This window comes from Butyricicoccus pullicaecorum DSM 23266, from assembly GCF_900167005.1.
Lineage (GTDB): Bacteria > Bacillota > Clostridia > Oscillospirales > Butyricicoccaceae > Butyricicoccus > Butyricicoccus pullicaecorum.
Window position 1 is genome coordinate 38,976 of the sequence record NZ_FUXW01000003.1, and the last position, 25,747, is coordinate 64,722.

Below are 25,747 nucleotides of genomic sequence, written 5' to 3' on the forward strand. Positions count from 1 at the left end.
GAGAAGGAGGACAAGATCATGCCTTTTAACTTCTACGACACCCACACGCTGCTCATGGCCGTCCAGCAGCTCATCCCTGCGACGACCTTCCTGCGTGACAGATACTTCCCGACCAACGACGCGACCGACATCTTCGCCACCGAGGATGTGCTGGTGGAGTACCGCGACGGCACCCGCAAGCTCGCCCCCTTCGTGGCCCCCCGCAAGGGAGGCGTCACCATCCTGCGCAAGGGCTACACCATGGAGCGTTATACCCCGCCCTTCGTGGCTCCCCGTCGCACCCTGACCCTCGACGAGCTGCGCAAGCGCGGCTTTGGTGAGGCCCTGTACTCTCAGCTCACCCCTGAGCAGCGCCAGCAGGTGCTCATCATGCGTGACGCTGACGAGCTGGGCGACCTCATTACCAACCGTGAGGAGGCCATGGCCGCCGAGACCATGCTGACCAACGGCTGCATCATGAAGCACATCGCCGACGACGCCGACAAGAGCGACGAGATGGAGATCCGCTTCTACTCCGAGGGCACCAACCCCGCCACCTACACCCCGACGATCAAGTGGGACGCAGAAGGCGCCAAGATCCGCGCCGACCTCGGCGCGATGGCCCGTATGCTGACCAGACGCGGCCTGCGTGCTGCTGACCTCGTGTGCTCCCCGGACGTGGCCGACGCCATCGTCGAGGATCCCGACATCAAGGAAATGCTCGACAACCGCCGCTATGAGCTGGGCTCCGTCGCCCCCGAGGAGCTGGCGCCCGGCGCGTCCATCATGGCCCGCCTGAACATCAACGGCCGCATCATCAGCGTGATCTCCTACGACGAGACCTACACCGACGACGACGGCAACGATCAGCTCTACATCCCGAGCGGCAAGTGCATCCTCACCGCCCCCGCTGCTGGCCGTACCTGTTACGGCGCCGTCTCTCAGGTGGAGCAGGCCGACGGAGAGTTCCACACCTACGCCGGCCGCCGCGTGCCGAAGTATGTGTCCAGCGCCGAGGGCAACACCCGCACGCTGACCATCTCCAGCCGCCCGCTGCTGATCCCCAACAACAAAAACCCGTGGATCGTTGCCGACGTACTGGGGGAATAACGCCCCCTGTTGACACCGCTGCGGTCGGCAGGGGGACGGTCGGCGCAGCCATTGTGGGAAAGGAGTGAAAAACATGGCTTATACACCTACCGTGTGGAAGGATGGCGACATCATCACTGCCGAAAGGCTGAACAAGCTCGAGGCCGGCGTACAAAATGAGCAGGTCGGGCCGCAGGGCCCGAAGGGAGACACCGGGGAAACTGGCCCTCAAGGCCCCAAGGGAGACACCGGAGAAACCGGCCCGCAGGGCCCCAAGGGGGACACCGGCGAAACTGGCCCGCAGGGCCCCGCCGGAGCGGGCGGCGCCAAGGGCGATACCGGCGCAACCGGGCCCGCTGGAGCAGACGGGAAGTCTGTTAAGAGCATCACCCTCACCGCAGACGGCACCGGGAAAGTGACCGGCGGTACGGCCACGCTGACGGACGACTCCACCGTGCCGATCACCGTGACAACCGCCACCGCCTAAGACCAAGGAAAGGAGCACGAATATGATCCAGATCATCGCGGGCACCTTCGGCTATTACAACGGCCGCAAGGTCGTCCCCATCACTAACGCGGACGGGCCTCAGAAGTTCGACCCCGAGCTCGAGGCCCGTCTGGTCAAGAAAGGCGTCGCCAAGTATGTCGACGAGCAGCCCGTGGCCCCTGCCCCGGCCGCAAAGCCGGAGCAGGAGCCCGAGACTGTACCCGAGACCGGCGACGCGCCCGCCGCTCCTGAGTACGACGAGGACATGAAGCTCGACGAGCTGAAGGAAGTGGCGGCCGCCTACGGCGTGGACGCCTCTGCCATGCGCAAGAAGGCCGATGTCATCGCCGCCATCGAGGAGGCGAAGGCGGCGGCCAACGAGGCCGACGACGACCAGACCGGCGACAATGAGGAGCCCCCTCAGATCGGCGCCGCGGATCCCGTCTAATGGCCTTCGACTTCAAGAAAATGGTCGCTGACGACCGCCGCCTCGTGTTCCTCAACCTCGCCGAGTTCGGCGAGGAGCACAAAGTCGACGGAAAGACCATCACCGTCGTGCTGGATGACAACGCCCTGAAAGAACGCCAAGGGGGGCAAGAGCTGGGCGTGGCAGAGTCGTCCCTCATGCTGTATGCAGCAGTCGAGGATCTGCCGCCCCGGCGCCCGGCGGGAGAAGGGCTCAACATCGACGGCCGCGAGTATATCGTCAACGACTGGAGCGAGGACATGGGCGTCGCCACCATCGCGCTCGGCCAGACCGTGACCATGTAAAGGAGGTGCAGCCGTGTCCATAGTCAACAGCATCGAGACCGTCCGGGAGTGGCTGGGCTCCACCGTCTGCCCGATGGTGCAGCTCAAGCTCCCCGACGACAGCGCGACCGACGCCTCCTACCCCTACAAGCTGGTCAACCCGACCGCGTTCTCGCTTTTCGTCCCGTCGAAGGACAGATTGCCCCCGAAGGTGCCGGCCCCCATCCCATCGGTCTGCGTGCAGATCGTGGAGGGCACCGACAGCCTGACCATGAGCTCGAGGAGCATCAAGATCCGGCTCTGCTTCTCTGCGTGGGATCCCGGCTACCACGGGCGCGACATCTTCAAACCGAAAAACGACGGCAGCGGCGCATACGTCCAGTGGCAAAACGAGGAGGCCGCGGCCTTCTTCGAGAAAAACGGCGAGGGCTGGCGCGACGCATGGAATTTTGTGGACACGGCCCTCCGCATGATCGAGAACGCCGAGTACATCGGCCCGCTGCGCGTCATGAAGGAGGACGGCATCACCTTCGGCCCTGTGTCTGAGCAGGACGCCGTCCCGGACTTCTACCCCTACTGGTTCGCGTGGGTGGAGTTCGCCGTCGAGGAGATCCTGACACGCACGCCGAAGGACTACCAACACCTGCTTTAAGGGCAGCCAGCCGGCTGCTCTAATTTTATGCAAAGGAGGAAAAGCAGATGGCAAACGAATACCTCTACGGCGCATACGGCCACATCGGCGAGACTGTGGCACAGAGCGCCGTGCAGGCGGGCACCACGCCGGTCTACATCGGCACGGCACCCGTCAACCTCGTGCGCGGCTTCGCAGACGCCGGCGTCATCAATGAGCCCATCAAGCTCAGCAACATGATCGACGCGCAGCGAAAGCTCGGCTATGCGGCCGACTGGGGCACCTTTACGCTCTGCGAGGTCATGAACGCGCACTTCAACAACACCCTCGGGAACATCGGCCCCATCTACGTCATCAACGTCCTCGACCCGTCTGCGGGCAAGCACCGCAAGGCGACCGAGACCACCAAGCAGCTCTCTTTCACCGGCGGCCGGGCTGAGTTTGCAAGCTCCACCATCATTCTCGACACCCTGACCATCGCAATGAGCGAGGGCGGCGACTACGCCGAGGGCACCGACTACGCCGTGGACTACAACTTCACCAAGGGCACCGTCATCATCACCAGCCTGATCGAGGACTCCCCGCTCACCGGCACCCTGACGGCCAGCTTCTACGAGGTGGACGACAGCACCATCGAGGACGACGACATCATCGGCGGCGTGACGGCCGGCGGCGAGTACAGCGGCCTGAGCTCCATCGCGCTGCTCTACCCTGAGCAGTTCGCGGTCTGCAACCTGATCGCCGCCCCTGGCTGGAGCCAGAGCCCGGCGGTCTACAACGCCATGCTCACCGCCAGCCAGAAGATCAACGGCCACTGGGACGCCTTCGTCGTCGCCGACCTGCCTCTCGTGGATGGCAGCGCGCAGGCGGTTGACACCATCACCAAGGCCATCGCGTGGAAGAAGAACAACGCCTTCACCGGCGAGCGGTCGAAGGTCTACTGGCCGCAGGGCATCGACAACCTCGGCAACATCTACCACCTGAGCACGCTGGCTGTGGTCGAGCTCATGCGGGCCGACTTCAGCCACAACAGCGTGCCGATGGAGACCTGCGGCAACAAGGCGATCCCCATCATCAAGCAGTATTTTGGGGCCAACGCCACCAACCGCGGCTTCAGCCAGCAGGAAGGCAAGGAGCTGACGCAGAACGGCATCAGCACGGCCGTCGCATGGGGCGGCGAGTGGGTGCTGTGGGGCGACCACACCGCCGCCTACACCTACGGCGCCGACGTGGATCCCCGGGCGATCTTCGACGTGTCCATGCGTATGCTCATGCACATCACCAACGACTTCCAGAGGGAGTGGAGCCCGCGTATCGACGAGCCCATGACCCGGGCGCTCAAGGACGAGATCATCAACCGCGAGCAGGAGAAGCTCGACGGGTATGTCAGCATGGGCGCGCTGCTGGGCGAGCCGCAGATCGTGTTCCTCGAGAGCGAGAACAGCACCACCGACATCATGAACGGCGACTTCCGCTGGGACATCGCCGTCACCCCGACCCCGCCCCTCAAGTCTGCGAGCGTGTACGTCGCATACACCGACGCCGGCTTCTCTGTCTACTACGAAGGAGGTGACGAGTAATGGCAAATCTGTGGCTTGACCTGAAGGGCCCCATCCTCGCCGACACCGTGTACATCAACGGCGTCCTCGTCGCCAAGGACGTGACCATCACCCTGCCGGCCGTCACCCATGTGACCGCCGATTATAAGGCGATGGGCACCTACACCGCACCCATGACCGGCCAGATCGAAGGCATGGAGGCCGCCATCACCAAGATCGGCATCGACAAGGGGCTGCGCTCCATGGTGCAGCTCGAGAGCAAGACGCTGGAGGTCAGATGGGCGCAGGATGTCAAGTACGCCGACGGCTCCACCAAGACCGAAGGCTGCAAGGCGTTCATGCGCTGCGTCCCGAAGCTGATCCCGGGCCTGTCCGTGGATCCGGGCAACCCTTCGGAGAACGAGGTCACGCTGGCCGTGAGCCGCTATCAGGTTTTCGTCGCCGGCGAGGAGTTCTGCCTGATCGACCAGCTCAACACTATCATGCGCATCGGCGGCGTGGACTACGTCAAAGACCTGCGCAGCGTGCTGTAACAACAGATGGGCGCCGCCCGAGGTGGGCGGCGTCCCTCTTTTTATCAACGAAAGGAGACAACGACCATGGAAAAGCTGACACTCAGCAACCCCATCACCATCAACGGCAAGAAGGTCAAGACCCTGACCTATGACACCGGCGCGATCACCGTGGGAATGTTCGCCGAGGCCGAGGCGCTGAAGCTGCGCGCCACCACCCACAAGGCCGGCGGCAGCGCCGGCGCCACCGAGCTCGACTACTCCATGCACCTCTACCTCGCTATGATGGCGATCACCGCCGTCAACCCCGACATCGACATCGCTGACCTCGAGCGCATCAGCGGGCCCGATGTCATGGAGCTGGTGAGGATCGGCCGAAATTTTACCACAACGAGGTCGGGGGCACCCTCCGAGCAAAACGACTCGGAGAGCTCGTCCGAGACTACTCCCGAGCCTTCCACATCTCAGTCGGAGAGCTCCGACGGGAACGCCTGACCGACTTCCTGCTCGAATACTACGAAGCGGCCGAGGAGGCGAAAAAGCAGCGGGCAAAGATCCCGAAGCCGAGGATCCCCCACATCCGGCCGCATAGGAGGAGGTGACGCCAGTGGCCAAAAATAAAATGCTGCAAGCCGTCGTGAGTCTCGCCGGCACCATTGACCCGTCACTCGGCAAGGCGCTGGACGATGTCACCGGCAAGCTGGAAAACGTCAACTGGAAGGCCGTGGCCGTCGGCGGCGCTGTGGGCGGCATCGCAGTCGCAACAGGCAAGGCGGTCGTGGAGGCCGGGAAGTATCTGGCCGACCTCGGCAACGAGTACAACACGGCCATCAATCAGCTCTCGGCAGCAACCGGGGCGACTGGCGACGAGCTGGACGCGCTCGGTGAAAGCGTCAAGAACATCTACGCCCAAGGGCTCGGCGATGACTTCGCCGACGTGGCTGACGGTCTGGCTGCAACGCAGCAGGCCAGCGACCTGACCGGCGAACCTCTGGAGCGGGCAACCGCCGCCGGCTTCAACCTGCGGGACGTGTTCGACTACGATGTCAGCGAGAGCGCCCGGGCAGCGTCGGCCCTGATGAAAAACTTCGGCATCGACGCCGAGGAAGCCTACGGCCTGATCGCCGTGGGCGCGCAGAACGGCGCAGACAAAAACGGCGACCTGCTGGACACCCTGAACGAGTACAGCCCGCAGTTTGCGGCTCTCGGCCTCAGCGCCGACCAGTTCATCGGCACCCTCGTGGAGGGCGCTGACGCCGGCCTGTTCTCCATCGACAAGGTCGGCGACGCCGTCAAGGAGTTCAACATCAGAGCGAAGGACGGCAGCGACACGAGCCGGGAAGCCTTCGAGAGCCTCGGCCTCAACGCCGACAAAATGTTCGCGGCCTTCGCCGCAGGTGGAGACACCGCAGAGGCCGCGTTCTTCGACACCGTCGAAGCCCTCAACAGCATGGACGACCCCCTCGCCCGCAACGCGGCCGGCGTGGCCCTGTTCGGCACACAGTTCGAGGATCTGGAGGCCGGCGTGCTGCCGGTGCTGGCGAGTATCGAGACCGCAGCCTACGACGGCGCGGCAGCTCTCCAGCAGATCAACGACGTGAAGTACAACGACCTCGGCAGCGCCTTCGAGGCGATCAAGAGGTCGGCCGAGGTCTCGCTGCTGCCGATGGCGTCCATGATCGCTAACACCCTGACGGCTCTGGCGCCGATCCTGCGGGAAACCTTCGAGGCCATCGCCCCCGTCATCACGGAAACGCTCAACGCTTGTATGCCGTTTGTGCAGCAATTCCTCATGGGAATGGGGCAGGCCCTCCAGACCGTGCTCCCCATGGTCTCGCAACTGGCCGCCGGGCTGCTTCCGCTGCTCTCGCAGCTGATCTCGGCCTTCCTGCCGCCGCTCCTCGAGCTGGCGCAGCAGCTACTCCCGCCGCTGATGCAGATCGTGCAGGCCATCCTCCCGCCCATCGTGAGCATCCTGACCTCGATCCTGCCAATGCTGACGCAGATCATCTCGACGATCCTGCCCGTCCTGACCAGCCTGATCTCGGCCCTGCTGCCTGTCATCACACCGCTGCTCGAGGTCGCGCTTCAGATCGTCAACAGCGTCATCATGCCCCTCGTGCCCCCTCTCATGCAGATCGTCGAGGCGCTGCTGCCGCCCCTGATGTCGCTGCTCAATGCCATCATGCCGATCCTGAGCCCCCTGCTGGGGCTGCTTCAGCCCATCGCGTCGGTGCTCGGCACCATCGCCAGCGTCATCGGCAAGATCGTGAGCTTCGGCGCAGGCGTCATCAACAGCATCGCCGGCCTGTTCGGCGGCGGCGGGGGCGGCGGGGCTTCCGGCTTCGCAACCGGCGGCTTCACGAGCGGCCCGTCCATCGCGGGCGAGGATCCGCGCTACCCGACCGAGGCCGTCATCAGCTTCAACCCTGCATATAGGGCGCAAAACCTGTCCTACTGGGCCCGCGCCGGCGAAATGCTCGGCGCTATGGACGAGGGCAGCTATGAGCCCATCAGCTCCGGCTCGGGCACGTCCGTGGTCTATGACCTGAGCGGCCTGTCCTTCAGCCCCACGATCAAGGTCGACGGAAACACCGACGAGGACGCCCTGATCCGAAAGCTGCGGGATCTGGAGCCGGAGTTCATCGACTTCATCCTCGAAGCACTCGCAAGAAGGGAGGGCGGCGCCTATGTCACAGCGGATAGTCGGCTATATTGATTACACCGCGCAGGGCGGCGACACCTTCGACAGCATCGCGCTGGCAGCCTATAACGAGGAGCGGATGGCGAGCACCATCATCGACGCCAACCGCGACCTCTGCGACGTGCTGATCTTCGAGGGCGGCGAGGCCGTGCGGATCCCAATCGTCGAGACTGTGGAGACGCCCGACACCCTGCCGCCGTGGAGGAGGTGAGCCTGCCCTGTGAAAATCATCTACGAGGGGACGGACATCTACCCCGAAATCAGCGTCCACCGCTGCTACCACGATATGTACGCAGACAAGCAGAGCGACGAGCTGCTGCTCAAGCTCAACGACACCCGGGAGCTGTGGGACAGGTGGAGCCCCAAGAAGGGCGACACCATCGCCGTCGAGGACGGCGCCGCCAAGACGGGCAAGATGTTCGTCGAGAGCGTCGTCCCCGAGTCCGGCCTCATAACCCTGCGGGCCTACTCGGCCCCACAATCCACCAAGGACAAGAGGAGCAAGTCGTGGGAAAGGGTCAAGTTCCTGCAACTGATCCAAGAGATCGCCGGCCGGCACGGCCTCACGGTCGAGACCTACGGCATCACCGACCAGACCTACGACTACGTCGAGCAGAACAACCTCCCCGACTTCGCTTTTCTTCAGGCACGCTGCACCCTCGAGGGCGCGGCTTTTTTAGTCTATGACGGCAAGCTGGTCGTCTACGACGAGGCATACATGGAGGGCCAGCAGCCCGTCGACACCATCACCATCACGCCGGCCAACGACTTCGAGTACCGGGACGAGGGCGCCTACGCCTACGGCTCGGCCGAGGCCGTCAACGGCGGCCTGACCGGCACCTTCTCGGCGCCGGCCGGGGGCGACAAGGTGCTGCGCAAGATCCTCCCCTTCCGCATGACTGACCAAGCAGAGGCCGACCGCTTCGCCAAGGGCCTGCTCCGGGACGCCAACAAAGAGGCAACCGTCGCAACGCTCTGGACGGGGACGCTGCTGCGCGAGTACGCAGCGGGCTCCGTGGTGACGCTCTCCACCGAGGGCGTCGCCTCGTGGGACGGCACGGCCTTCGTGAGCCGGATCCGGCACGACTACGTCAAGACCCGGAGCAAGCTCTATCTGCGCAAGCCTCTGGAGGGATATTGACCATGCCAAACAGCAACACCCAAATGATCCAAAAGGGCAAGATCTCGAGCATCGAGGGCGAGCCCGACAGAAACGGCGACAAGACCACGGCCCGGGTGCTCCCGAGCACCGCCGACAGCCTCGTCACGAGGCCGCTGACGATCCCGTGGTATCTGCGCGGGGACATGGGAAACCTGAGCCCCGGCGTCGAAGTCGCCTACGCTATGTTCGAGGACGGCACCGGCCTGATCCTCTCCCGCATGGACGGGGAGTGGCCCGGCATCGTCCCCGGCGACATCACCATCAAGAAGGGCGCGCTCACCGTGCAGGACAAGGGCGTCAGCGTACCGTCGGCCGATGTCACGGCCAGCGGCATCAGTCTGACCAGTCACACCCACACCGCACCACACGGAGAGACAACCGGCCCGCACTAAGGAAGGAGGCCGAGCATCATGTCCGTCATGGCATCGTGGAACGGCAAGACATGGGGCGTCTCCCCCGAGCGGATCGCCGCCCTGAATGGCGTCTCGGCCAGCGTGGAGCTGGACACCGAGAACAGCGACGACAAGGCGGGATCCCCGGCCACCAAGACCAAGGCGCTCAAGCTCCAGAGCATGAGCTTCGACTTCGATCTCGGCGTCGCCGTGGGCTGCGATGTCCGCGGCGAGTACGAGTCGTGGACGGCGCTGGTGGGCCAGTACGCCCCCTTCTACCTCGGCGGAACGCGCTTCGGCCCGGCCAACCTTCAGCTCACTGGCGTGAGCCTCGGCGACACGACGGTCGACAACTTCGGCCGGATCCTCAAGGGAAAGATCACCATCAACCTGACCGAGTTCGCAGAGGAGGCCAGCAGCAAGAAGGCGACCGCCGGCAGCTCCAACGGGGGCAGCTCGTCCCCGGCCGGAGTCTCCACCGGCGTCGGCCCGCGCCTGAGCGCCATCACCGTCGGCGCATCCAGCAGCGACAAAGCTGCAAAGAAACCCAACAACACCCAACTGACCTAAAGCGAGGTGATCCCATGAAAGCAAGCGGCAACGCAGCGCCCGAGACCTGCGTGCAAAACCTCCTAAAGACCATCCGCGGCGAGGTGCCATACGAGCGCACCAAGGGGATCGACCGCACCCTGATCGACAAACCGAGCGGGACGGCTGCCAACGATCTGGCCGCCGACGTGGAGTTCGTCGTGGAAACCTACGAGCCCCGCGTGCGCCTGAGCTCGTCCGATCTGGTCGCTCTGGTCGCGCAGACCGGCGACTTCGAGCTGCGGGCCAGCATTGACAACAACACACTCTGAAGGAGGTGAACAGCATGAGCGACGAGACCAACACCTACGGCGACGACATCCACCTCACCACCACCGACGCGACGACCATCTACAACACCCTGATCGCTGCGCTCGAAAAGGGCGCCGGCGAGCCTCTGTACCCCGGCGACGAGCGCCGGATCTTCGGCGAGGGGCTCGTGGCCGTGTTCGTCGCCCTCTACAACAGCCTCGACGACACCGGGCGGCAGACCCTTCTCCGCTATGCGCGGGGCGAGGTGCTGGACGCCATCGGAGAGCGGCTGGATGTCCACCGGCTGGAAGGATCCCCGGCAAAGACGACCATGCGCTTCTCTGTGAGTACGCCGCAGCCTAACAACATCATCATCCCGAAGTGGACGAAGGTGACGCCGGACAGCGACCACTACTTTGCCACCGACGAGATCGCCGTCCTTCAGGCCGGCGCCTACTCCGTGGAGATCCCGACCTCGGCCGTCAGCAACGGCACCGAGTACAACGGGTACGCCCCGGGCACCATCACCACCCTCGTCGACCTGATCCCCTACATCGAGAGCGTCACCAACATCACGGCGACGGCCGGCGGCGACGACGGCGAGCCCTACACCGAGGAAGGCGACAACCGGCTGCGCGAGCGCATCCGACTGGCGCCGGCGTCCCGGTCTACGGCCGGGCCGGAACAGGCTTACATCTACTGGGCCATGACGGCCGACAGCTCCATCATCGACGCCCGGGCCGTCAGCGAGACGGAAACCATCAGCCGCACCCTCACGGTCTACGACGGCCACGCCTTCATCGGCGGCGGCCGGCTGCTGCCGGACACCCTGATCGTCAAGGAGCACGGGGAGAGCACGGCCGGCGTGGAGGACACCGACTACACTGTGGACTACACCGACGACCTGCTGACCATCGAGCTCAAGGGCGCCCTTGCGGACGCCACGAGCCTCGACATCACCATCACCCACACCCTCGAGGGCTGCGTCAAGATCGTCCCCCTGCTGGAGGGCGGCGCCGTCCCCGACGAGAGCATCCTCGAGAAGGTGCTGGAGGCGTGCAACGCCTCGGACATCCGGCCGCTCACCGACGTGGTCACGGCCGTGGCGCCCGAGGTCATCACCTACGACATCGAGATCGTCTACTACACCACCCCCGAGACGGAGGCCGAGGTCATCGCCAATGTGGAAGGCACCGGCGGCGCCATCGACCGCTACAACGAGTGGCAGGTGGGCGCGCTGGGCCGGGACATCAACCCCGACCAGCTCCGCAAGCGGATCCTCTGCCCGTCGTGGGGCGAAAACCTGACCGGCGCCTTCCGCGTGGACGTGACCAAGCCGGTCTACACACCCGTCAGCGACACGCAGGTCGCCAAGTTCAGCGGGCACCTGACTGTCAGCCATAAGGCAGAGAGCGAGGTGGTCTAAATGCGACTCAGCGAAGTCGAGATGATCAAGCTCCTGCCCTCGTGGATGGCACAGGACGGCGCCGACCGCGGGCTGGCCGCCGGCTGCGACACCCTATCCCGGGACGCCTTCGCCCGTCTGAAGCTGCTGAGCAGGTGGGACAAGATCGACCAGCTCAGCGAAGCCGAGCTGGACGAGATGGCGTGGGAGCTGAACATCCAGTGGTATGACAGCACCGCGCCCATCGAGACCAAGCGGGCCGTCATCCGAAACAGCGACCGCGTCTATGCCAAGCTCGGCACCCCCTACGCCGTGGCGCAGATCATCGCCGACTACTTCGGCACCGGCGAGGTCAGGGAGTGGTATCAGTACGGCGGCAAGCCCTATCACTTCAAAGTGCTGAGCGACAACCCGGGGCTCGTCAACGAAAACCTCGACCTGTTCCTCTCGCTGCTGCGCACCGTGAAGCGGCGCAGCGCATGGCTCGACGCGATCCTGATCTGCCTGACCGGCGAGATGTTCCTTTATGCCGGGATGGCCGTGCGAGAGCACGGCGAGGAGCGGCACGTCATGGGGACGGACGAGATCCACCTCTACCACGGGGCCGTCGTCCACGACAACAACCGGGAGACCGTCACCATCGGCACCAGCGTCCTCGCTTCAGACTAAGGAAAGGAGAAAAACATGGCCGCATTTATCAACAACGACATCACCGCCGCGGGCCTTCTCGTTCTGGCGAAGGGCGTGGCGGGCAAGCAGATCAACTACACCAAGATCGTCCTCGGCGACGGCTACCTCGAGGAGGGCCAGACGCCCCGCTCCCTCACCGGCGTGGTCAGCCCGAAGGCGACCATCGACATCACCAAATGCGTCGTGAACGGCGACGGCACCGTCACCGTGGGCGGCGTGTTCACCAACGACCAGACCAACGACGGCTTTTACTACCGCGAGCTCGGCCTTTATGCGGACGATCCCGACGAGGACGTGGGCGAGGTGCTGTACTGCTACGGCAACTGCGGCGACCTCGCCGAGTGGATCCCGCCGACCGGCGGCGCCACCATCGTCGAGAAAACCATCGACATCGTCACCGCCATCGGCACGGCCACCAACGTGACCGCCTACATCCCCGCGGACGCCTACGCCACCAAGGAGGACTACGAAAACTACAAGGCCATCGCCCTCGCCGCGCAGGCCACAGCCAACCAAGCCATCGCCCTCGCGCAGCAGGCCGTCGAGATCGCGCAGCAGGCGGCCGCCTCTGTGGTCGACCTGAGCAACGCCGTCCAGCAGAACACCAGCAAGATCACGACCCTGTGGGACGCCGTATTCGGCGACATCACGACCAACCCCTTCCAGATCACCTTCGCAAATCTGGACGGCATCACCCTCACCTCTGGCGTCTGGAACGCTACGCTTCAGCGCCTCGAGTGCTAAGCCGTGGACGGCTACAACTACACGCCGATCCCGCCCGAGGAGGCGTCCTGCGTCATCGCGCACCTGTTTGTCGAGCTGGCCCTGCCCTGCTCGTGCTGCAAGCGCGAGGACGGCGTGATCGTCATACAGGGCACCGCCTACGACGGCACCGGCGCGAGGATCACCATCAAAGGCGAGGAGGTGAGATACTACGGCAAGCAACGGACACTCGCGGCCATACGAGCGGGCCAATGTAGGCCGCCCGCCATTCGGCCGTGAAAAGCTGCCGGAAATGCAGGTCATCAGCGACGCCAAGGAGCTCGAAAAGCACACCTACATCAAGACGCGCAACCCGAACATCTTCCCCAAGAAGGAACGGCTCGGGCTGGCGCAACGGATGATGAACGAGGCCAGCGACCTCGTCGCCGACCTGATGGAAGCCAACGACCTGCTCCTGACCGACCCGCAGGAGCGGGAGCTGCGATACCGGGCGCAACGCTCGGCCCTGCGCAACTGCCGGAAGCTGATCCGCCACATCGAGCTCGCCCACGAAATCCTCAGCGGGCTCGGCGACGACGCCTTTGCGCACTGGTCGCGGATGGCGGCCGGCGTCAAAAACCAGACCGCTAAATGGTACAAATCCGATAAAGAAAGGGCCGCCAAGATGGACGCGCAGGCGCGTCATCAATAGGCAGCCCGTGGGGTACGCCTTGTTTTTTCGTGCCGGGTCGGCCAACAACGCCCGCAACGTCAGGAACGATGGCACGCTGAACAGGAACAACGCCTACAACGGCAACAACGGCCTGCGCCCCGCTTCGATGGATAGCCCGACTTATTAACCGGCCGGAGACGGTCGGCGAACACTGTGCACCATCATCCAAGGAAGGCGTATCCCTCCCGCACCCGGCGCCGTATGACCGGCCCGGCCATGGGTAAACACAGGACTGCCGATGCTCCCGGCGGCGCACGCAAAGCGTGGCCGGAGCTGCCGACGGCAGGGATTTTTTCACATGGAGAACATCGTCAACAGCTTCAACTCGCTATACAAAGCATACCGCAAGACCCGCTGCGGGAAGCGGGACAACCCCACGGCCATGCGCTACCGCATGGAGGCCATCGAGCGCACGGCCGACCTCTCTGACCGCCTCCAGCGGCGCGAGTACACCTTCGGGCCCTACTATCCCTTCAAGGTGTACGAGCCCAAGGAGCGGCTCGTCCTTGCCATAGACTTCGAGGGCAAAGTCGTCCAGCACTCGCTCTGCGACAACGTCCTCGAGCCCGTATTCTCCCGGCGCTTTATCCGGGACAACTATGCGGGGCAGATCGGCAAAGGCACCCACGACGGCCTCGACCGTCTGGCCGGCGCCATGCGCCACTACTTTTTCAGCCGGAAGGCAGCAGACGAGGAGGCCCGGCGGGCCGCCGGCCTGCCATACCGGCCGATGGAGGAGTGGGACTACGCCGAGGGCTGGGTGCTGAAAGGTGACTTTTCCAAGTTCTTTTACACCCTGCTGCACGCCGTCTGCTTCGAGAAGGCCCGCAAGGCTCTGGCCTTCCTGTCTGACGAGGAGCTGATCGACTTCGTCGAGTGGCTGCTCTGGATCGTCATCGACAGCACGCCAGACCCCGGGATCCCCATCGGCAACCAGTCGAGCCAACTGCTCGCCCTGCTCTATCTGGACGACTTCGACCACTGGCTGCGGGATGACCTCGGCCTCGTCTATGGCCGTTACATGGACGACTTCTACATCATCAGCAGCGACAAGCTGCTGCTCCGGGAGATCCTCAAGCGGATCGAGGCGTACATCAAGCCGCTGGGCCTGCGCCTGAACGGCAAGACGCAGATCTTCCCGCTCAAGAACGGCATCGACTTCCTCGGCTTCCACACCTACCTCACGAGCACCGGCAAGGTGGTCAGGAAGGTGAGGGCCAAGAGCATCGACAACATGAAGCGGAAGATCCGCAAGTTCCGCGGCCTCGTGGACAGGGGCAAGATGACGCTCGAGAGCGTGAGCCAATCCTACGCAAGCTGGACGGGCCACATCTCGCACGGCAACACCTACCACCTGCGGCAGAACATGGACGCCTATTTCTTCGCATACTTCCCGGAGCTAAAACCTACCGAAAGGAGACAAGACTCATGCCTCAAACCCTCGGAAGCCTTGCCAACAAGGCAAAAATCAAGTTCGGCAGCCTCTACGGCGCGCCGATCATCTGGATCAAGGCCGACAAAAACCACGCCGGCTACCCTTCCAACAGCGTCACCCTCGTGACCAACCAGATCATCAAGCTGCTGTGCTTCGACGCGATGGAGCCGGCCAACGGCAACAGCGACCGCCGAAACTACGGCAACAACCGCTACATCTACTCCAACCTGCGCCAGTGGCTCAACAGTGACGCCGCCGCGGGCCAGTGGTACACCGCGCAGCACTCGGCGGATCAGGCTCCCGACTCGTCCCACGTCTGGAACGGCTACAACCCCTACAACACCATCGCCGGCTTCCTCAATGGCTTCACGGCCAACGAGCGGGCCGCCCTGCTCTCCACCACCATCACGGTCGGTAAGAGCTCCACGGACGGCGGCGGGACTGAGACTTGCGTGGACAAGATCTTCCCGCTGTCCTGCACAGAGGTGAACCTCTCCGGTGACCATGTGTGCGGCAGCAAGCTGGCGATCTTCAGCGACAACTCCAGCCGCATCGCTACCGTGACGGCGTCCTGCGTCGCCAATTCCAACTACGGCAGCAACCCGTCGGCAAATCAGGCGTGGTACTACTGGCTGCGGGACGCCTATGCCGGGTCGGCCTTCAGCGCCCGCTACGTCGGGGACGATGGCACGCTGAGCGGGTACGGCGCCTACAACGGCCGCCACGGCCTGCGCCCCGCTTGTAATCTGTCCTCTGATCTCCTGGTCTCCGACACCACCGACTCGGACGGCTGCTACACAATCGTCTACAACCAGCCGCCCACGGCCCCCGGCACCATCACCGTCCCGAGCGAGGTCATCGGCGGCGAAAACCTGAGCATCTCGTGGGGACAGTCGACCGATCCCGACGGCAACCTCGCCGGCTACAAGCTGGAGCGCAAGGTGGACGACGGCACATGGGCGCAGATTTACAGCGGCAGCTCCCGGAGCTACACCGACTCCATCACCTACGGATGGACAAGCGTGCAGTACCGCGTCAAGGCATACGACACCGCCGGGGCCGAGAGCGCCTACACCACCAGCGCCGTGCGCACCGTCACCAACAACCGGCCGCCCGTCATCAGCGGCAGCGACACCGACCTCGGCAGCTTCACCGCCACGCCGCCCTCCTATGAGTACACCGTCACCGACGCCGACGGCCATCAGGTCACGGTCGTGGAGAAGCTGGACACCACCACGCTGCGCACCTACACGGCCACCCTCGGCGACACCAACGAGCTCGAGATCACGGCCGACCAGTGGCTCAAGCTGCTGAACGGCGACCACACCCTGACCATCACCGCCACCGACGCCAAGAACGAGAGCACCGTGCGCACCCTGTCCTTCGACAAGGCCATGCACTCGGTTGAGTTCGAGCAGACCGTGGCGATGGCGGCCGACGATATGCCGACCAAGGCCCTCGTCAATATTCAGGGCAGCTTCCCGACCGGCAGCACCCTTCAGGTCTGGATCTGCAACAACGGCAACGACGCCGAGCCCACATGGGAGGACATCACCACCAAGGCCCTGACCAGTCAGAAGCACTTTTTCACCAACCAGACCAAGACCGCCGCGAGCTGGGGCGTGAAGATCAAGGTCAAGCTCCTGCGCGGCTCGGCCGAGGGCGACTGCTACATCCAGTCGGTCGGCGGCAACTTCGCATAAACCAACACCCCAAGACCAGAAAGGAGGAGCAGCATGGTCTACTTCATGGAACACAGCATCAAAGCCATCCACGAGAAGGAGCAGGCCGCCGCCGGCGGCGGGGGCGGCACCTCTCCCGAGGACAAGGAGCGGATCACCAAGCTCGAGGACGAGCTCGAGGATCTGTCTGGCGCCATTGAAAGGGGGCTGACCACATGAGCGACAAGTACAGCGGCCTCGAGGCCGCCCTGCGCAGCGCCCGCATGACCTTCGTGAGCGAGGCCAACGCCGGCGACCGTACCGGCACCGAGATCATCGCCTGCGAGGATCTGCTGCCGGCGTGGACGAAGGCCGGCCCCAAGGGGGACGGCAGCCACGAGGTCGGCGAAGCCTGCACCCACGACGGGCAGAGCTGGCGCTGCTGCCAAGCCCACAACACCAACAACAACCCGGACATCGAGCCGGGCAAGAGCCCCGCACAGTGGGCCCCGTATCATACCACCGACCCGACCAAGGCCAAGGCGTTCATCCAGCCAACGGGCGCCCACGACGCCTACATGAAGGGCGAGTGCTGCCTGTGGACGGATGGCAAGGTCTACCGCTCCATCATGGAAACGGCCAACGCATACAGCCCGGCGGCCTACCCGCAAGGCTGGGAGGAAGTGACCGCCGCAGGTGATCCCGGCACGACCCCGGAACCGGGCACAGAGCCGGAACCAGAAACACCCACGGAGCCTGGCACAGAGCAGGAACCGGGGCAAGATCCTGAAACCGGCGGCGAGGAGACGGGAGAAACCGTCCCGGCCTTCGTCCAGCCTACCGGCGCGCATGACGCCTACCAAACCGGCGACCGCGTGACCTACAACGGCCAGATCTACGAGAGCACCATCGACAACAACGTCTGGTCGCCGGACACCTACCCGCAGGGCTGGGAGGTCGTCGAGGTCGAGGATGGAGGTGCAGCATGATCCAGCTTGACATCGGGCAGCTCGTGGCCCTCATGGGGATCCCGTCGGCCATCACGGGCCTGTGCTTCTGGATGATCCAGAGGCAGCTCTCCAAGAGGGACGCAGAGCTCGACCGGCGCGACGCCGCCCGGGAGAGAAACGAGGTGCTGCTCGTGCGCAGCGTGGGGGCCGCCATCGCACTCGGCGAGGCCACGGCCACCGCACTGAAGAACGGCCACGCCAACGGAGAGACCGAGGCGGCCCTCCAGTACGCGCAGAAGATCAAACACGAGCAGAAGGACTTCCTCACCGAGCAGGGCATCCACGCGATCTACTGAGGGAGGTGACACCCATGGGAAGATACCGGCGCAAGCGGGAGGCCAAGGCCCGACGCAGGCCGTGGGAGTTCTCGAAGAAGCTGGCGGCGTGGGCCGTCCTCGTCGCAACTGCCGCGGCCGTGGCGTCCTATGTGCTGGCCTTCCGCGATCAGCAGACCGCCAGCGATGTCACGACCACCATCTTCACGGCCTGCATCGGCTACCTCGTGAGCTATGCGGCCAAGTCGGCCACCGAGAAGATCAGCCGCAACCGGCACGGCCTCGACGCTGATGGCAACCCCATCAGCGGGGCCGGCGTCGGAGAGTACACCACCACAACCACATCAGACAAGGAGGCAAAAGGATGAACATGATCGACATCACCCCCATCGTCAACGCCGTCATCGCGCTGCTCGCCGCAGGCGTCAGCGTGTTCCTGATCCCGTGGATCAAGAGCAAGACCACCGACGCGCAGCGCAAGGAGCTGCTCGAGTGGGTGAAGATCGGCGTCGCCGCAGCCGAGCAGCTCTATGAGGGGCAGGGTCGCGGCGAGGAGAAGAAGAAGTACGTCCTCGAGTTCCTCGCGTCCATGGGCTTCACCGTGGACGAGGAGGCCGTCAATGCGGCCATCGAGGCGGCAGTCAACCAGCTTAACGGCGGCAACCTGCCGTTAGAATAATCAACGCAGAGGGCGGGCCGGCTGGCCCGCCCTTTATTCTGCAAGAAGGAGGAACACATCATGACCAACACCAAGGACATCGACGGCATCGCCCTGAAGCCGGGCGAGGAGCTGACCGAGGAGACCCTCGACGAGCTCAGCAACGGGAAGGGGGACGACGACCATGAGTAACAGCGCCCTGATCTCCTACACCAAGCTCAGCCCCAACCACTCGGGCAAGCGCACCAAGAAGATCGACACCATCACGATCCACTGTATGGCCGGCCAGCTCTCCGTCGAGAGCTGCGGCGCCCTGTTCGCTCAGAGCAGCCGGCAGGCGTCCAGCAACTACGGCATCGGCAACGACGGCCGCATCGCCCTCTATGTGGACGAGGGCAACCGCTCGTGGTGCACATCGTCCAACGCCAACGACCAGCGCGCCGTCACCATCGAGGTCGCCAGCGACGCCACTCACCCCTATGCGGTGAACAGCAAGGCATACGACGCGCTGCTGGATCTCGTGACCGACATCTGCAAGCGCAACGGGATCGCCAAGCTCGTCTGGTCGACCAACAAAAACGAGCGCATGAACCACCTGAACGGCTGCAACATGACCGTGCACCGGGACTATGCGAACAAAGCCTGCCCGGGCGACTGGCTCTACAACCGCCACGGGGAGATCGCAGCCGAGGTCAACCGCCGGCTCGGATCCGGCAGCAGCACCCCCTCCACCGGGGAGACCACCGGCAGCACGGCCGACATCAAGATCGGCGACGTGGTGGAGTTCGCCGGCTCCAAGCACTACGTCAGCGCCACGGCCAAGACCGCGTCGAGCTGCAAGCCCGGCAAAGCCAAGGTCACGGCCATCGCCAAGGGCAAGGCGCACCCCTACCACCTGATCGCCGTCTCCGGCGCAGGCTCCACCGTGTACGGGTGGACGGACGCGGCCGACATCAAGACCAGCGCGGCCGCCACGGCCACCTCGTACCTCGTGAAGGCGACGACCGACGTGCTGAACATCCGCAAGGGCCCCGGCACCAACTACGGCACCAACGGGGACATCCGCGACAAGGGCGTCTACACCATCGTCGCCGAGAGCGACGGGCCCGGAGCCTCCAAGTGGGGCAAGCTGAAATCCGGGGCCGGCTGGATCTCGCTGGACTACACCAAGAAGGTCTAATTGTGCAGTTTGCCACCGGCGTGGCGCGGATCGGTGCCGGCCGGAAGCCCTGAAACCGTCAGAACACACAAAAAGAGCCCGCTCGGGAGTGATCCCGGGCGGGCTTTTTCTGTTTATCGGATGGCCCCGCCATCTCTGAGAATAGAGGCGGTCGCCTTGTATATCTTCGTCCCCCTGTTCGGCCCGAACAGGTCGGAGCTGTCACGATCCCCGAGCGACTTCATGAGGGCCGGATCGCCGGCCACCTGCTCAGCGCATCGCAACAGGACAGGAAACGCGGGGAGCTTGCGCGGATCCGAAAAGCGGCCGCCGTTTTCCTGAAGGTACACCGCATAAGCGTAAAGCGTGGCTTTTCCCACGCCTGCCATCTGGAACATCATGCAGCCGAGCAGGGCCTGCGCCCCTATAAACCGGGAAAAACGGACGCCGCTCTCGTGCGCCCACAAGGAGAGGCCGGGATCCGGCGCATCCTCGTCCTCGTCGGTGATCCGGCTGATGATGGCGCTGACATCTTCCTTGCAAGCCCCCTCTGGAAGCGTGGCCTCAAGATCCAGCGCATAGGCCACCTGCCGCTCGCTGGGGACGTCCATCTGCTCGGCCGAGATCTCCATAGGGTCGGCCAATCCATCGGCAGCAGCAAGAGCCCGGGCTTCCTTTTCGCTCTGCGCTTCATATTTTCGCGTGTTCTTCCTGCCTGTTTCCCGATTGACTCCAACGACACAAAAACGGCCATAATTTACAAAACCGCCGGACGGGCTCTCATACTCGCCGACATAGGCAAGCGGGAGCTCGCCCGGCGTGCGCTGTCTCACCTCGACCTCGGACGTTTTAGCCTCTACATTTACAGAAACCGGGAGTTTTTCCGGCTTTTTCTTCAAAAAGCTGAACAATCCCACGATCTTCTCCCCCTCCACTTTGCGTTTTTTAGCCTTTAGTCATCTTTGGGATAATATTAACATGGGAGTCGTGTTATTGTCAACTTGCTATACCCATCTTTGGCATAAAAGGAGGCGGCGCGTATTTGAAAATATACAGGCCAGAAGGCCGGTGCAATATCTCAGGCGAGCGCGTCCGCGCAGCCAGAGAGCGGGCCGGCATCTCGCAGGAGCGCCTCGCGTACAAGATCCAGATCGCGGGGCTCGACATCACGCAGAAGGCCATCAGCAGGATCGAGACCGGCGACCGCATTGTCGCCGACTATGAGCTCGAGTACCTCGCCGACGCCATCGGCGTGACCATCTACTACCTGCTCGGAAAAGAATGAAAGCAGCGCAGCCAGAGCGGCCGCGCTGCTTTTCTCTTGTCTCCCTCTTGACTTTATACAACAAATGTTGTATAGTAAAGACACACGAAACAAAAGGGGAGGCGCTCAACATGGAAACGATCACCACCGGGAAACGCCTGAAGGCGCTGCGAGAGGATCGCGGCCTGTCTCAGTCGCAGCTCGCCAAGAAGGCCGACATCAACAGCCGAGTGCTCCAGACCTACGAGCAAGACGACCGAGACATCGCGGGGGCGAAGCTGAAAACGCTCCTCAAGGTCTGCGTCGCTCTGGAGTGCCGGCTCGAGGACATCGTCACAGACGACGAGACGCTGGCGCTGATCGCGGCATACAACAGGCGATGACAACGAAGGGCGGCCAGCCGGCCGCCCTTTTTTCTATTTCACGGAGGGATCACCATGGGGAAACACTTCAGCCACCTGACACCAACGCAGCGCACGCAGATCGACGCCTTCAGGCGCGCCGGCATGAAGGTCGTGGACATCGCCAAGGAGGTCGGCGTCCATTACACCACCATCTACCGGGAGCTCAAGCGGTGCACCTATGAACACCTGAACAGCGACTACACGACCGAGATCCGATACAACCCCGACGGGGCGCAGGCTCGGTATGAGGCCAACCTGCGGGCGAAGGGCCCGGAGCTGAAGATCGGCAACGACTACGAGCTCGCCGACTACCTGATCGGCAAGATCCGGGACGAGAAGTACAGCCCCGAGGCAGCCATCGGAGAGGCCGAGGTCATGGGCTGGCCCTTCCGGGTGCACATCTGCGCAAGTACGGCCTACAACTACATCAGGGGCGAGATCTTCGGCGACGATCTCACTGTGGAAATGTTACCGCAGCACGGGAAGCGCCGCAGGAAGCCGGAGCGGCCAGAGGGCGCCATCCCGAGAAAGCCGGCAGGAAAGAGCATAGAAAAGCGGCCGGAGATCGTGAACACGCGCACGACCTTCGGCCACTGGGAAATGGACAGTCTCGAGAGTGGCAAGGGCTACAAGCGGACGTGGCTCATGCTGACCGAGCGAAAGACCCGCCGGGAGATCATCGTCTCCATGAAGGACAAGACGAGCGAGAGCGTCGTCCGGGCCCTCAACGGCATCGAGCGGAAACTGGGCGCTCTATTCCCGCGGATCTTCCTCTCCATCACCTGCGACAACGGCACCGAGTTCTCGGACGCCGAAGGCATCGAAAACAAGCGCCGAGGGAAAGGAAAACGCACCACCGTCTACTACTGCCACCCATACACGCCGAGCGAGCGCGGCACCAACGAAAACCAAAACGGCCTGATCCGGCGACTCGTCCCGAAGGGGACAGACCTCGGCACCCTCTCTCCCCAAGAGGTGAAGGCCGCCGAGGCATGGCTCAACAGCTACCCCCGCAAAATGTTCGGTTTTCTGTGCTCCGAGCAGCTTTTCCGGGAGGAGCTGGCCCTCATTCTGGCCCGCTGAAAAATTTTTTAGACTTTTTTAGCATTTACTCTTGACAAACGGCCAAATTCCTCAAAAATACAGGCAGAAAAACCGCCGCTCGCGGTGCACAGATGTGCAGAGCAAGCGACGGCCATGATTTATTCTTGTTTTTGTTCCGGAATGCTCTCGGACTGCTGGTTTTCACCGCCGTCCGGGTGCTCCAGATACCAGAAATACATGAGCAGGGCGCTGAGCAGATAGCCCCAGTAAAACAGGGTGCCGATGCCCATGGTCCACATGCCCACCAGCTGCCAGCCGAAGAAGCTGACGACCAGCACGATCAGATGCAGGTTATGTCCCTTGAACGCACGCGCCGCCTGACGGGTCGCCTGCCATGCTCCCAGCGATCGATCACGCATGATCATCGGATAGGCGATGAAATAGCGCAGAATGCGTGCCAGGAACGGGATCATAATCACCAGATACAGGCCGCTCATCTGCAAAATCAGCTGGTACAGCTTTTCAGCGTTCTCCAAAATCGCCGGGTCGCGCAGCATCATAAAATAGCAGTATCCAGCGGTTGCCGCAATCGGAATAATCATCCAGAGCACAATATGGACAAAGATGCACAGTCCCAGCTTGACGCTGCGCAGATAGTTTTCCACACCGGCCAGACCGTCAAATACGCACAAGAGCGGCGGACGCTCGCCGGTCAGCACGCGCATGAGAAAGCCCATAAGACCGTACACAAGCGGCATGATGAGCAGAACCACAGCGGCGACAAACAGCACAATGGGAAAAAGCAGCTGTCCGGTCGAATAGATATAGGTCTGAATCGGGCCGGCAATCAGAATAATCGGCAGAACACAGATCAGCACGGCTTCCATGACCGGCAGCAGACAGCGCATCACGCGCTGTTTTGCCACGATCTTGGCACGGCGCCGGATACTGACCCGGTTTGTGTGGGGTTGTTTTTGCTGCAAATTGACTTTCTTCCTTTCTGATGATCAGCTTTCCGGATCGGACGTACTCGAGGACGAACTACCGCTGCTGGACGACGATGCAGACGAAGAACTGCTCGTACTGCCGGACGACGAAGAAGAATTCGTCGTGCTGGAGCTGCTGGCGGGTTCGCTTGTCGCCTCCGGGCCGACCAGAACAATCTTATCGCGCTTGCGATAGCTCGAACGGTTTGCAACTTCCTTGGTCGTCTCACCGTTGACCGTCACGTACTTATAAGTGATGGTCTTATAGCCGGTTACCGCGCTCTGCTGCACCTCGGTCTCGCCCGGTTTGAGCGAAGAATCGGTCTTTTTGATGGTCTCCGGGGTCAGAGTCTCCAAAATTTCGGTCTCCAGACGGACGGTCTTGTCGTCCACCTTGGTGCCCATGATCGTGACCTTCATCTGACTGCCCTCACGCACGGTAACGAGCTTAATGGGATAATCGGTATTATTTTTGAACTTAAAGTCCAGACTGCCGTAGCTGACCGTTGCATCCTCTCCGAGCGGCGTGTAGGAAACGGTCATCGAGTGGTTGGTGCGCTCGGTCACTTCCAGATCGGCGCGCAGTACCGCCATATACAGGGTCGAAGACGGCTGACATACACCGCCGCCGACCTCGTCGATCAACTGGCCGTTGGAATATGCGCCTGCTGCCTTGAATCCGCGCTCAGGAGTACGCTGACCAACGACTCCGTTGTAAGAAAACTCCTCGCCGGGATTCAAGATTGTGCCGTTCATATACTTGGCCGCCAGTGTGACGTTGTTGGTACGATCGACATTACCAGTATTGAGGCTGGTAGATGCCGACGAGAGAACGTCACGGAACAGCGCACGATCGAGCACTTCCTTGGTGACCTTGGCCGGCGTGACCGTAACCGGAATGGTATAAGTCGCCTCGGTACCGTCTCCAATGATCTCGCGTGCCTTGTCGGCATCCATCACGATGCCGTTCTTCTCCGGGATGATGGTCTTGCCGTCGCTCTTGTCGACGATCGCGTTGGTCGGCTCACAGTCGACCTGCGTCTTGAGTTCATCCACATCCAGCGGTTCGGGATCGGTCAGCTGGGTCTCTACCTCGTAAGGCGTGAAATCCATGGTCTCAATCTTGGTCTTGACCTCGTCGCGCACCTTGTCGCGGTCAAAGCTAACACCCGGCTTGGGCATGGTCAAAATGAGATTGGTGCCGGAAAGCTCCCAAGTTGCACCAGTCGGTTCGGTCAGCGCTTCGGATGCAATCTCATCCAGTCGCTGGTCAAGCGCGGCATCATCGACCGTAATCACCAGCTCGGCCGTCTTGCCGCCGAACAGTGCGCCGAATGCACCTGCAACGCGCTCACCCACACCGCCGGTATGACCGATATCGTACGCCGCCTGCGCGCTCGCTGCGGCATCCAGTCCGGTCGTGACGTCCTGAATGGCGATGGGATACTCGGTGTCATAGATCTTGACCTGAATGCTGCCGGTTTCAACCACCGGTCCAACCTCGGTCTGAATCTTATTCTGTGCCTCGGCCACGCTCAGTCCCCCAACTTCAACCGTGCCCGCTGTGACACCGCGGAAAACCGTATCTGTGGCGTATGTATAGCCCAGAGCCGTTCCCGCACCTGCGACCAGCAGCAGCAAAATAACAAGCGCTGCCGCTCTGCCGTGTCTCTTTTTCTTCTTTTTCGGCTTGCGTCCGGCATTGTCCCGCGCGTCATAGTCCTCGGGTACATGATGACCGTACACGCGCGGCTGCTCTTCCCGATTCGGTGTTACCGTGCGCGAAGCGCTGCTGCTCTTACGGCTCTTGCCAGTCTTTGCCGGTTTGTGTTTTTTCTTGGAACGACTATACCGCTCACTTTTTCCCCCGTGTGCAGTATTTTGTCGTACCTCGATCTTTTGTGTCTCCTGCGGCATCGCCGGCTGATGTGCCGGACGCCAAACCTGGTCGCCGTCCGCCTCAACAGTCGTCTGCGGACGTACGGGCGCGGGTTCATCGTCCATAGCTGCATACTCCCGCAGGATATCATCGACAGAGATATTTTTATTTTGTTCGTCCATCGTGGTCTCCTCTCCCCTGTCTGCCTCGGTTACTTCTCAATACAACAGACAATTTTATTCTATGCCAAATCCATGCCGATTACAATAACCAATCGGTCATCATTTCGACAAAAAGCAAGGGGACGCGCAGCGCCCCCTGTAAACTCATTCACAAA

33 protein-coding genes are annotated in these 25,747 nt (G+C 62.8%); 30 read left to right on the forward strand and 3 right to left on the reverse strand.

Going from position 1 to position 25,747, the window contains the following annotated elements; translation table 11 throughout:
- The first annotated feature begins 18 nt into the window (after positions 1-18).
- From B5D52_RS07070 to B5D52_RS07195, 27 genes are all read left to right on the forward strand, one after another.
- On the forward strand, positions 19-1,089 hold the full coding sequence (locus tag B5D52_RS07070; protein WP_016148038.1) for a major capsid protein: 1,071 nt from the start codon (positions 19-21) through the stop codon (positions 1,087-1,089).
- 73 nt (positions 1,090-1,162) lie between these two features.
- On the forward strand, positions 1,163-1,555 hold the full coding sequence (locus B5D52_RS16090) for a collagen-like protein (RefSeq protein ID WP_016148039.1): 393 nt from the start codon (positions 1,163-1,165) through the stop codon (positions 1,553-1,555).
- Between the two features lie 22 nt (positions 1,556-1,577).
- Positions 1,578-2,003 carry a Rho termination factor N-terminal domain-containing protein gene (locus B5D52_RS07080; protein ID WP_016148040.1) on the forward strand — a complete coding sequence of 142 codons (426 nt, stop codon included), beginning with the start codon at positions 1,578-1,580 and terminating at the stop codon, positions 2,001-2,003.
- Positions 2,003-2,326 carry a head-tail joining protein gene (locus B5D52_RS07085; protein ID WP_016148041.1) on the forward strand — a complete coding sequence of 108 codons (324 nt, stop codon included), beginning with the start codon at positions 2,003-2,005 and terminating at the stop codon, positions 2,324-2,326. Before B5D52_RS07080 ends, B5D52_RS07085 begins: the two co-directional genes overlap by 1 nt.
- Positions 2,327-2,339: 13 nt before the next feature.
- On the forward strand, positions 2,340-2,957 hold the full coding sequence (locus B5D52_RS07090; RefSeq protein WP_016148042.1) for a hypothetical protein: 618 nt from the start codon (positions 2,340-2,342) through the stop codon (positions 2,955-2,957).
- A 47-nt stretch (positions 2,958-3,004) separates the two neighbouring features.
- Positions 3,005-4,516, forward strand: coding sequence for a hypothetical protein (locus tag B5D52_RS07095; RefSeq protein ID WP_016148043.1), 1,512 nt, complete (start codon positions 3,005-3,007; stop codon positions 4,514-4,516).
- A complete protein-coding gene (locus B5D52_RS07100; RefSeq protein WP_016148044.1) occupies positions 4,516-5,028 on the forward strand; it encodes a phage major tail tube protein in 513 nt (170 codons plus the stop codon). Before B5D52_RS07095 ends, B5D52_RS07100 begins: the two co-directional genes overlap by 1 nt.
- Positions 5,029-5,094: 66 nt before the next feature.
- Complete coding sequence (locus B5D52_RS07105) at positions 5,095-5,502, forward strand: hypothetical protein (RefSeq protein ID WP_016148045.1); 408 nt, start codon at positions 5,095-5,097, stop codon at positions 5,500-5,502.
- Positions 5,503-5,614: 112 nt separating this feature from the next.
- Positions 5,615-7,726 carry a phage tail tape measure protein gene (locus B5D52_RS07110; protein ID WP_016148046.1) on the forward strand — a complete coding sequence of 704 codons (2,112 nt, stop codon included), beginning with the start codon at positions 5,615-5,617 and terminating at the stop codon, positions 7,724-7,726.
- Positions 7,698-7,922 (forward strand): tail protein X, encoded by a 225-nt coding sequence (locus B5D52_RS07115; RefSeq protein ID WP_016148047.1) that lies wholly within the window; start codon positions 7,698-7,700, stop codon positions 7,920-7,922. The genes B5D52_RS07110 and B5D52_RS07115 overlap by 29 nt, the downstream gene beginning before the upstream one ends.
- Positions 7,923-7,931: 9 nt before the next feature.
- Positions 7,932-8,852: a phage late control D family protein gene (locus tag B5D52_RS07120; protein ID WP_016148048.1), complete on the forward strand. Its 921-nt coding sequence runs from the start codon at positions 7,932-7,934 to the stop codon at positions 8,850-8,852.
- 2 nt (positions 8,853-8,854) lie between these two features.
- Positions 8,855-9,265 (forward strand): hypothetical protein, encoded by a 411-nt coding sequence (locus tag B5D52_RS07125; RefSeq protein WP_016148049.1) that lies wholly within the window; start codon positions 8,855-8,857, stop codon positions 9,263-9,265.
- 18 nt (positions 9,266-9,283) lie between these two features.
- The gene (locus B5D52_RS07130) at positions 9,284-9,835 is read left to right on the forward strand and encodes a hypothetical protein (protein ID WP_016148050.1); all 552 of its coding nucleotides are present in this window, start codon (positions 9,284-9,286) and stop codon (positions 9,833-9,835) included.
- Between the two features lie 14 nt (positions 9,836-9,849).
- The gene (locus B5D52_RS07135; RefSeq protein WP_016148051.1) at positions 9,850-10,125 is read left to right on the forward strand and encodes a hypothetical protein; all 276 of its coding nucleotides are present in this window, start codon (positions 9,850-9,852) and stop codon (positions 10,123-10,125) included.
- 14 nt (positions 10,126-10,139) lie between these two features.
- Positions 10,140-11,531 carry a baseplate J/gp47 family protein gene (locus tag B5D52_RS07140; protein ID WP_016148052.1) on the forward strand — a complete coding sequence of 464 codons (1,392 nt, stop codon included), beginning with the start codon at positions 10,140-10,142 and terminating at the stop codon, positions 11,529-11,531.
- On the forward strand, positions 11,532-12,179 hold the full coding sequence (locus B5D52_RS07145; protein ID WP_016148053.1) for a phage tail protein I: 648 nt from the start codon (positions 11,532-11,534) through the stop codon (positions 12,177-12,179).
- Positions 12,180-12,194: 15 nt separating this feature from the next.
- A complete protein-coding gene (locus B5D52_RS07150) occupies positions 12,195-12,944 on the forward strand; it encodes a hypothetical protein (RefSeq protein WP_016148054.1) in 750 nt (249 codons plus the stop codon).
- Positions 12,945-12,947: 3 nt separating this feature from the next.
- Positions 12,948-13,202 (forward strand): hypothetical protein, encoded by a 255-nt coding sequence (locus B5D52_RS07155; protein WP_016148055.1) that lies wholly within the window; start codon positions 12,948-12,950, stop codon positions 13,200-13,202.
- A 13-nt stretch (positions 13,203-13,215) separates the two neighbouring features.
- The gene (locus B5D52_RS07160) at positions 13,216-13,614 is read left to right on the forward strand and encodes a four helix bundle protein (protein WP_016148056.1); all 399 of its coding nucleotides are present in this window, start codon (positions 13,216-13,218) and stop codon (positions 13,612-13,614) included.
- Positions 13,615-13,933: 319 nt separating this feature from the next.
- Positions 13,934-15,196 carry a reverse transcriptase/maturase family protein gene (locus B5D52_RS07165; RefSeq protein ID WP_143149519.1) on the forward strand — a complete coding sequence of 421 codons (1,263 nt, stop codon included), beginning with the start codon at positions 13,934-13,936 and terminating at the stop codon, positions 15,194-15,196.
- A 35-nt stretch (positions 15,197-15,231) separates the two neighbouring features.
- On the forward strand, positions 15,232-16,773 hold the full coding sequence (locus B5D52_RS16500; protein ID WP_413813322.1) for a DUF6273 domain-containing protein: 1,542 nt from the start codon (positions 15,232-15,234) through the stop codon (positions 16,771-16,773).
- Between the two features lie 33 nt (positions 16,774-16,806).
- Positions 16,807-16,971: a hypothetical protein gene (locus tag B5D52_RS16095; RefSeq protein WP_016148059.1), complete on the forward strand. Its 165-nt coding sequence runs from the start codon at positions 16,807-16,809 to the stop codon at positions 16,969-16,971.
- Positions 16,968-17,720, forward strand: a complete 753-nt coding sequence (locus B5D52_RS16100; protein WP_016148060.1) for a carbohydrate-binding protein — start codon at positions 16,968-16,970, stop codon at positions 17,718-17,720. The genes B5D52_RS16095 and B5D52_RS16100 overlap by 4 nt, the downstream gene beginning before the upstream one ends.
- Positions 17,717-18,037, forward strand: a complete 321-nt coding sequence (locus tag B5D52_RS07180) for a hypothetical protein (RefSeq protein WP_016148061.1) — start codon at positions 17,717-17,719, stop codon at positions 18,035-18,037. Before B5D52_RS16100 ends, B5D52_RS07180 begins: the two co-directional genes overlap by 4 nt.
- A 14-nt stretch (positions 18,038-18,051) precedes the next feature.
- Complete coding sequence (locus B5D52_RS07185) at positions 18,052-18,384, forward strand: hypothetical protein (RefSeq protein ID WP_016148062.1); 333 nt, start codon at positions 18,052-18,054, stop codon at positions 18,382-18,384.
- Positions 18,381-18,695 (forward strand): phage holin, LLH family, encoded by a 315-nt coding sequence (locus B5D52_RS07190; protein WP_016148063.1) that lies wholly within the window; start codon positions 18,381-18,383, stop codon positions 18,693-18,695. Before B5D52_RS07185 ends, B5D52_RS07190 begins: the two co-directional genes overlap by 4 nt.
- A 163-nt stretch (positions 18,696-18,858) precedes the next feature.
- Complete coding sequence (locus tag B5D52_RS07195; RefSeq protein WP_016148065.1) at positions 18,859-19,854, forward strand: N-acetylmuramoyl-L-alanine amidase; 996 nt, start codon at positions 18,859-18,861, stop codon at positions 19,852-19,854.
- A gap of 113 nt (positions 19,855-19,967) precedes the next feature.
- Here B5D52_RS07195 and B5D52_RS07200 read toward each other — a convergent pair whose 3' ends face one another.
- Positions 19,968-20,768, reverse strand: a complete 801-nt coding sequence (locus B5D52_RS07200; protein ID WP_147535117.1) for a hypothetical protein — start codon at positions 20,766-20,768, stop codon at positions 19,968-19,970.
- A 107-nt stretch (positions 20,769-20,875) separates the two neighbouring features.
- Here B5D52_RS07200 and B5D52_RS07205 point away from each other — a divergent pair, with 107 nt between their 5' ends.
- The 3 genes from B5D52_RS07205 to B5D52_RS07215 all read left to right on the forward strand — a co-directional run bounded on the left by B5D52_RS07205 (position 20,876) and on the right by B5D52_RS07215 (position 22,584).
- The gene (locus B5D52_RS07205) at positions 20,876-21,118 is read left to right on the forward strand and encodes a helix-turn-helix domain-containing protein (protein ID WP_016148067.1); all 243 of its coding nucleotides are present in this window, start codon (positions 20,876-20,878) and stop codon (positions 21,116-21,118) included.
- A 110-nt stretch (positions 21,119-21,228) separates the two neighbouring features.
- Positions 21,229-21,480, forward strand: coding sequence for a helix-turn-helix transcriptional regulator (locus B5D52_RS07210; RefSeq protein ID WP_016148068.1), 252 nt, complete (start codon positions 21,229-21,231; stop codon positions 21,478-21,480).
- Between the two features lie 54 nt (positions 21,481-21,534).
- Positions 21,535-22,584: an IS30 family transposase gene (locus tag B5D52_RS07215; RefSeq protein WP_016148069.1), complete on the forward strand. Its 1,050-nt coding sequence runs from the start codon at positions 21,535-21,537 to the stop codon at positions 22,582-22,584.
- 119 nt (positions 22,585-22,703) lie between these two features.
- On the opposite strand, the gene B5D52_RS07220 is transcribed toward B5D52_RS07215, so the two are convergent.
- Together B5D52_RS07220 and B5D52_RS07225 are read right to left on the reverse strand one after the other, a co-directional pair.
- A complete protein-coding gene (locus B5D52_RS07220; RefSeq protein ID WP_016148070.1) occupies positions 22,704-23,528 on the reverse strand; it encodes a DUF975 family protein in 825 nt (274 codons plus the stop codon).
- Between the two features lie 24 nt (positions 23,529-23,552).
- Positions 23,553-25,592 carry a VanW family protein gene (locus tag B5D52_RS07225; RefSeq protein ID WP_016148071.1) on the reverse strand — a complete coding sequence of 680 codons (2,040 nt, stop codon included), beginning with the start codon at positions 25,590-25,592 and terminating at the stop codon, positions 23,553-23,555.
- Positions 25,593-25,747: the final 155 nt, after the last annotated feature.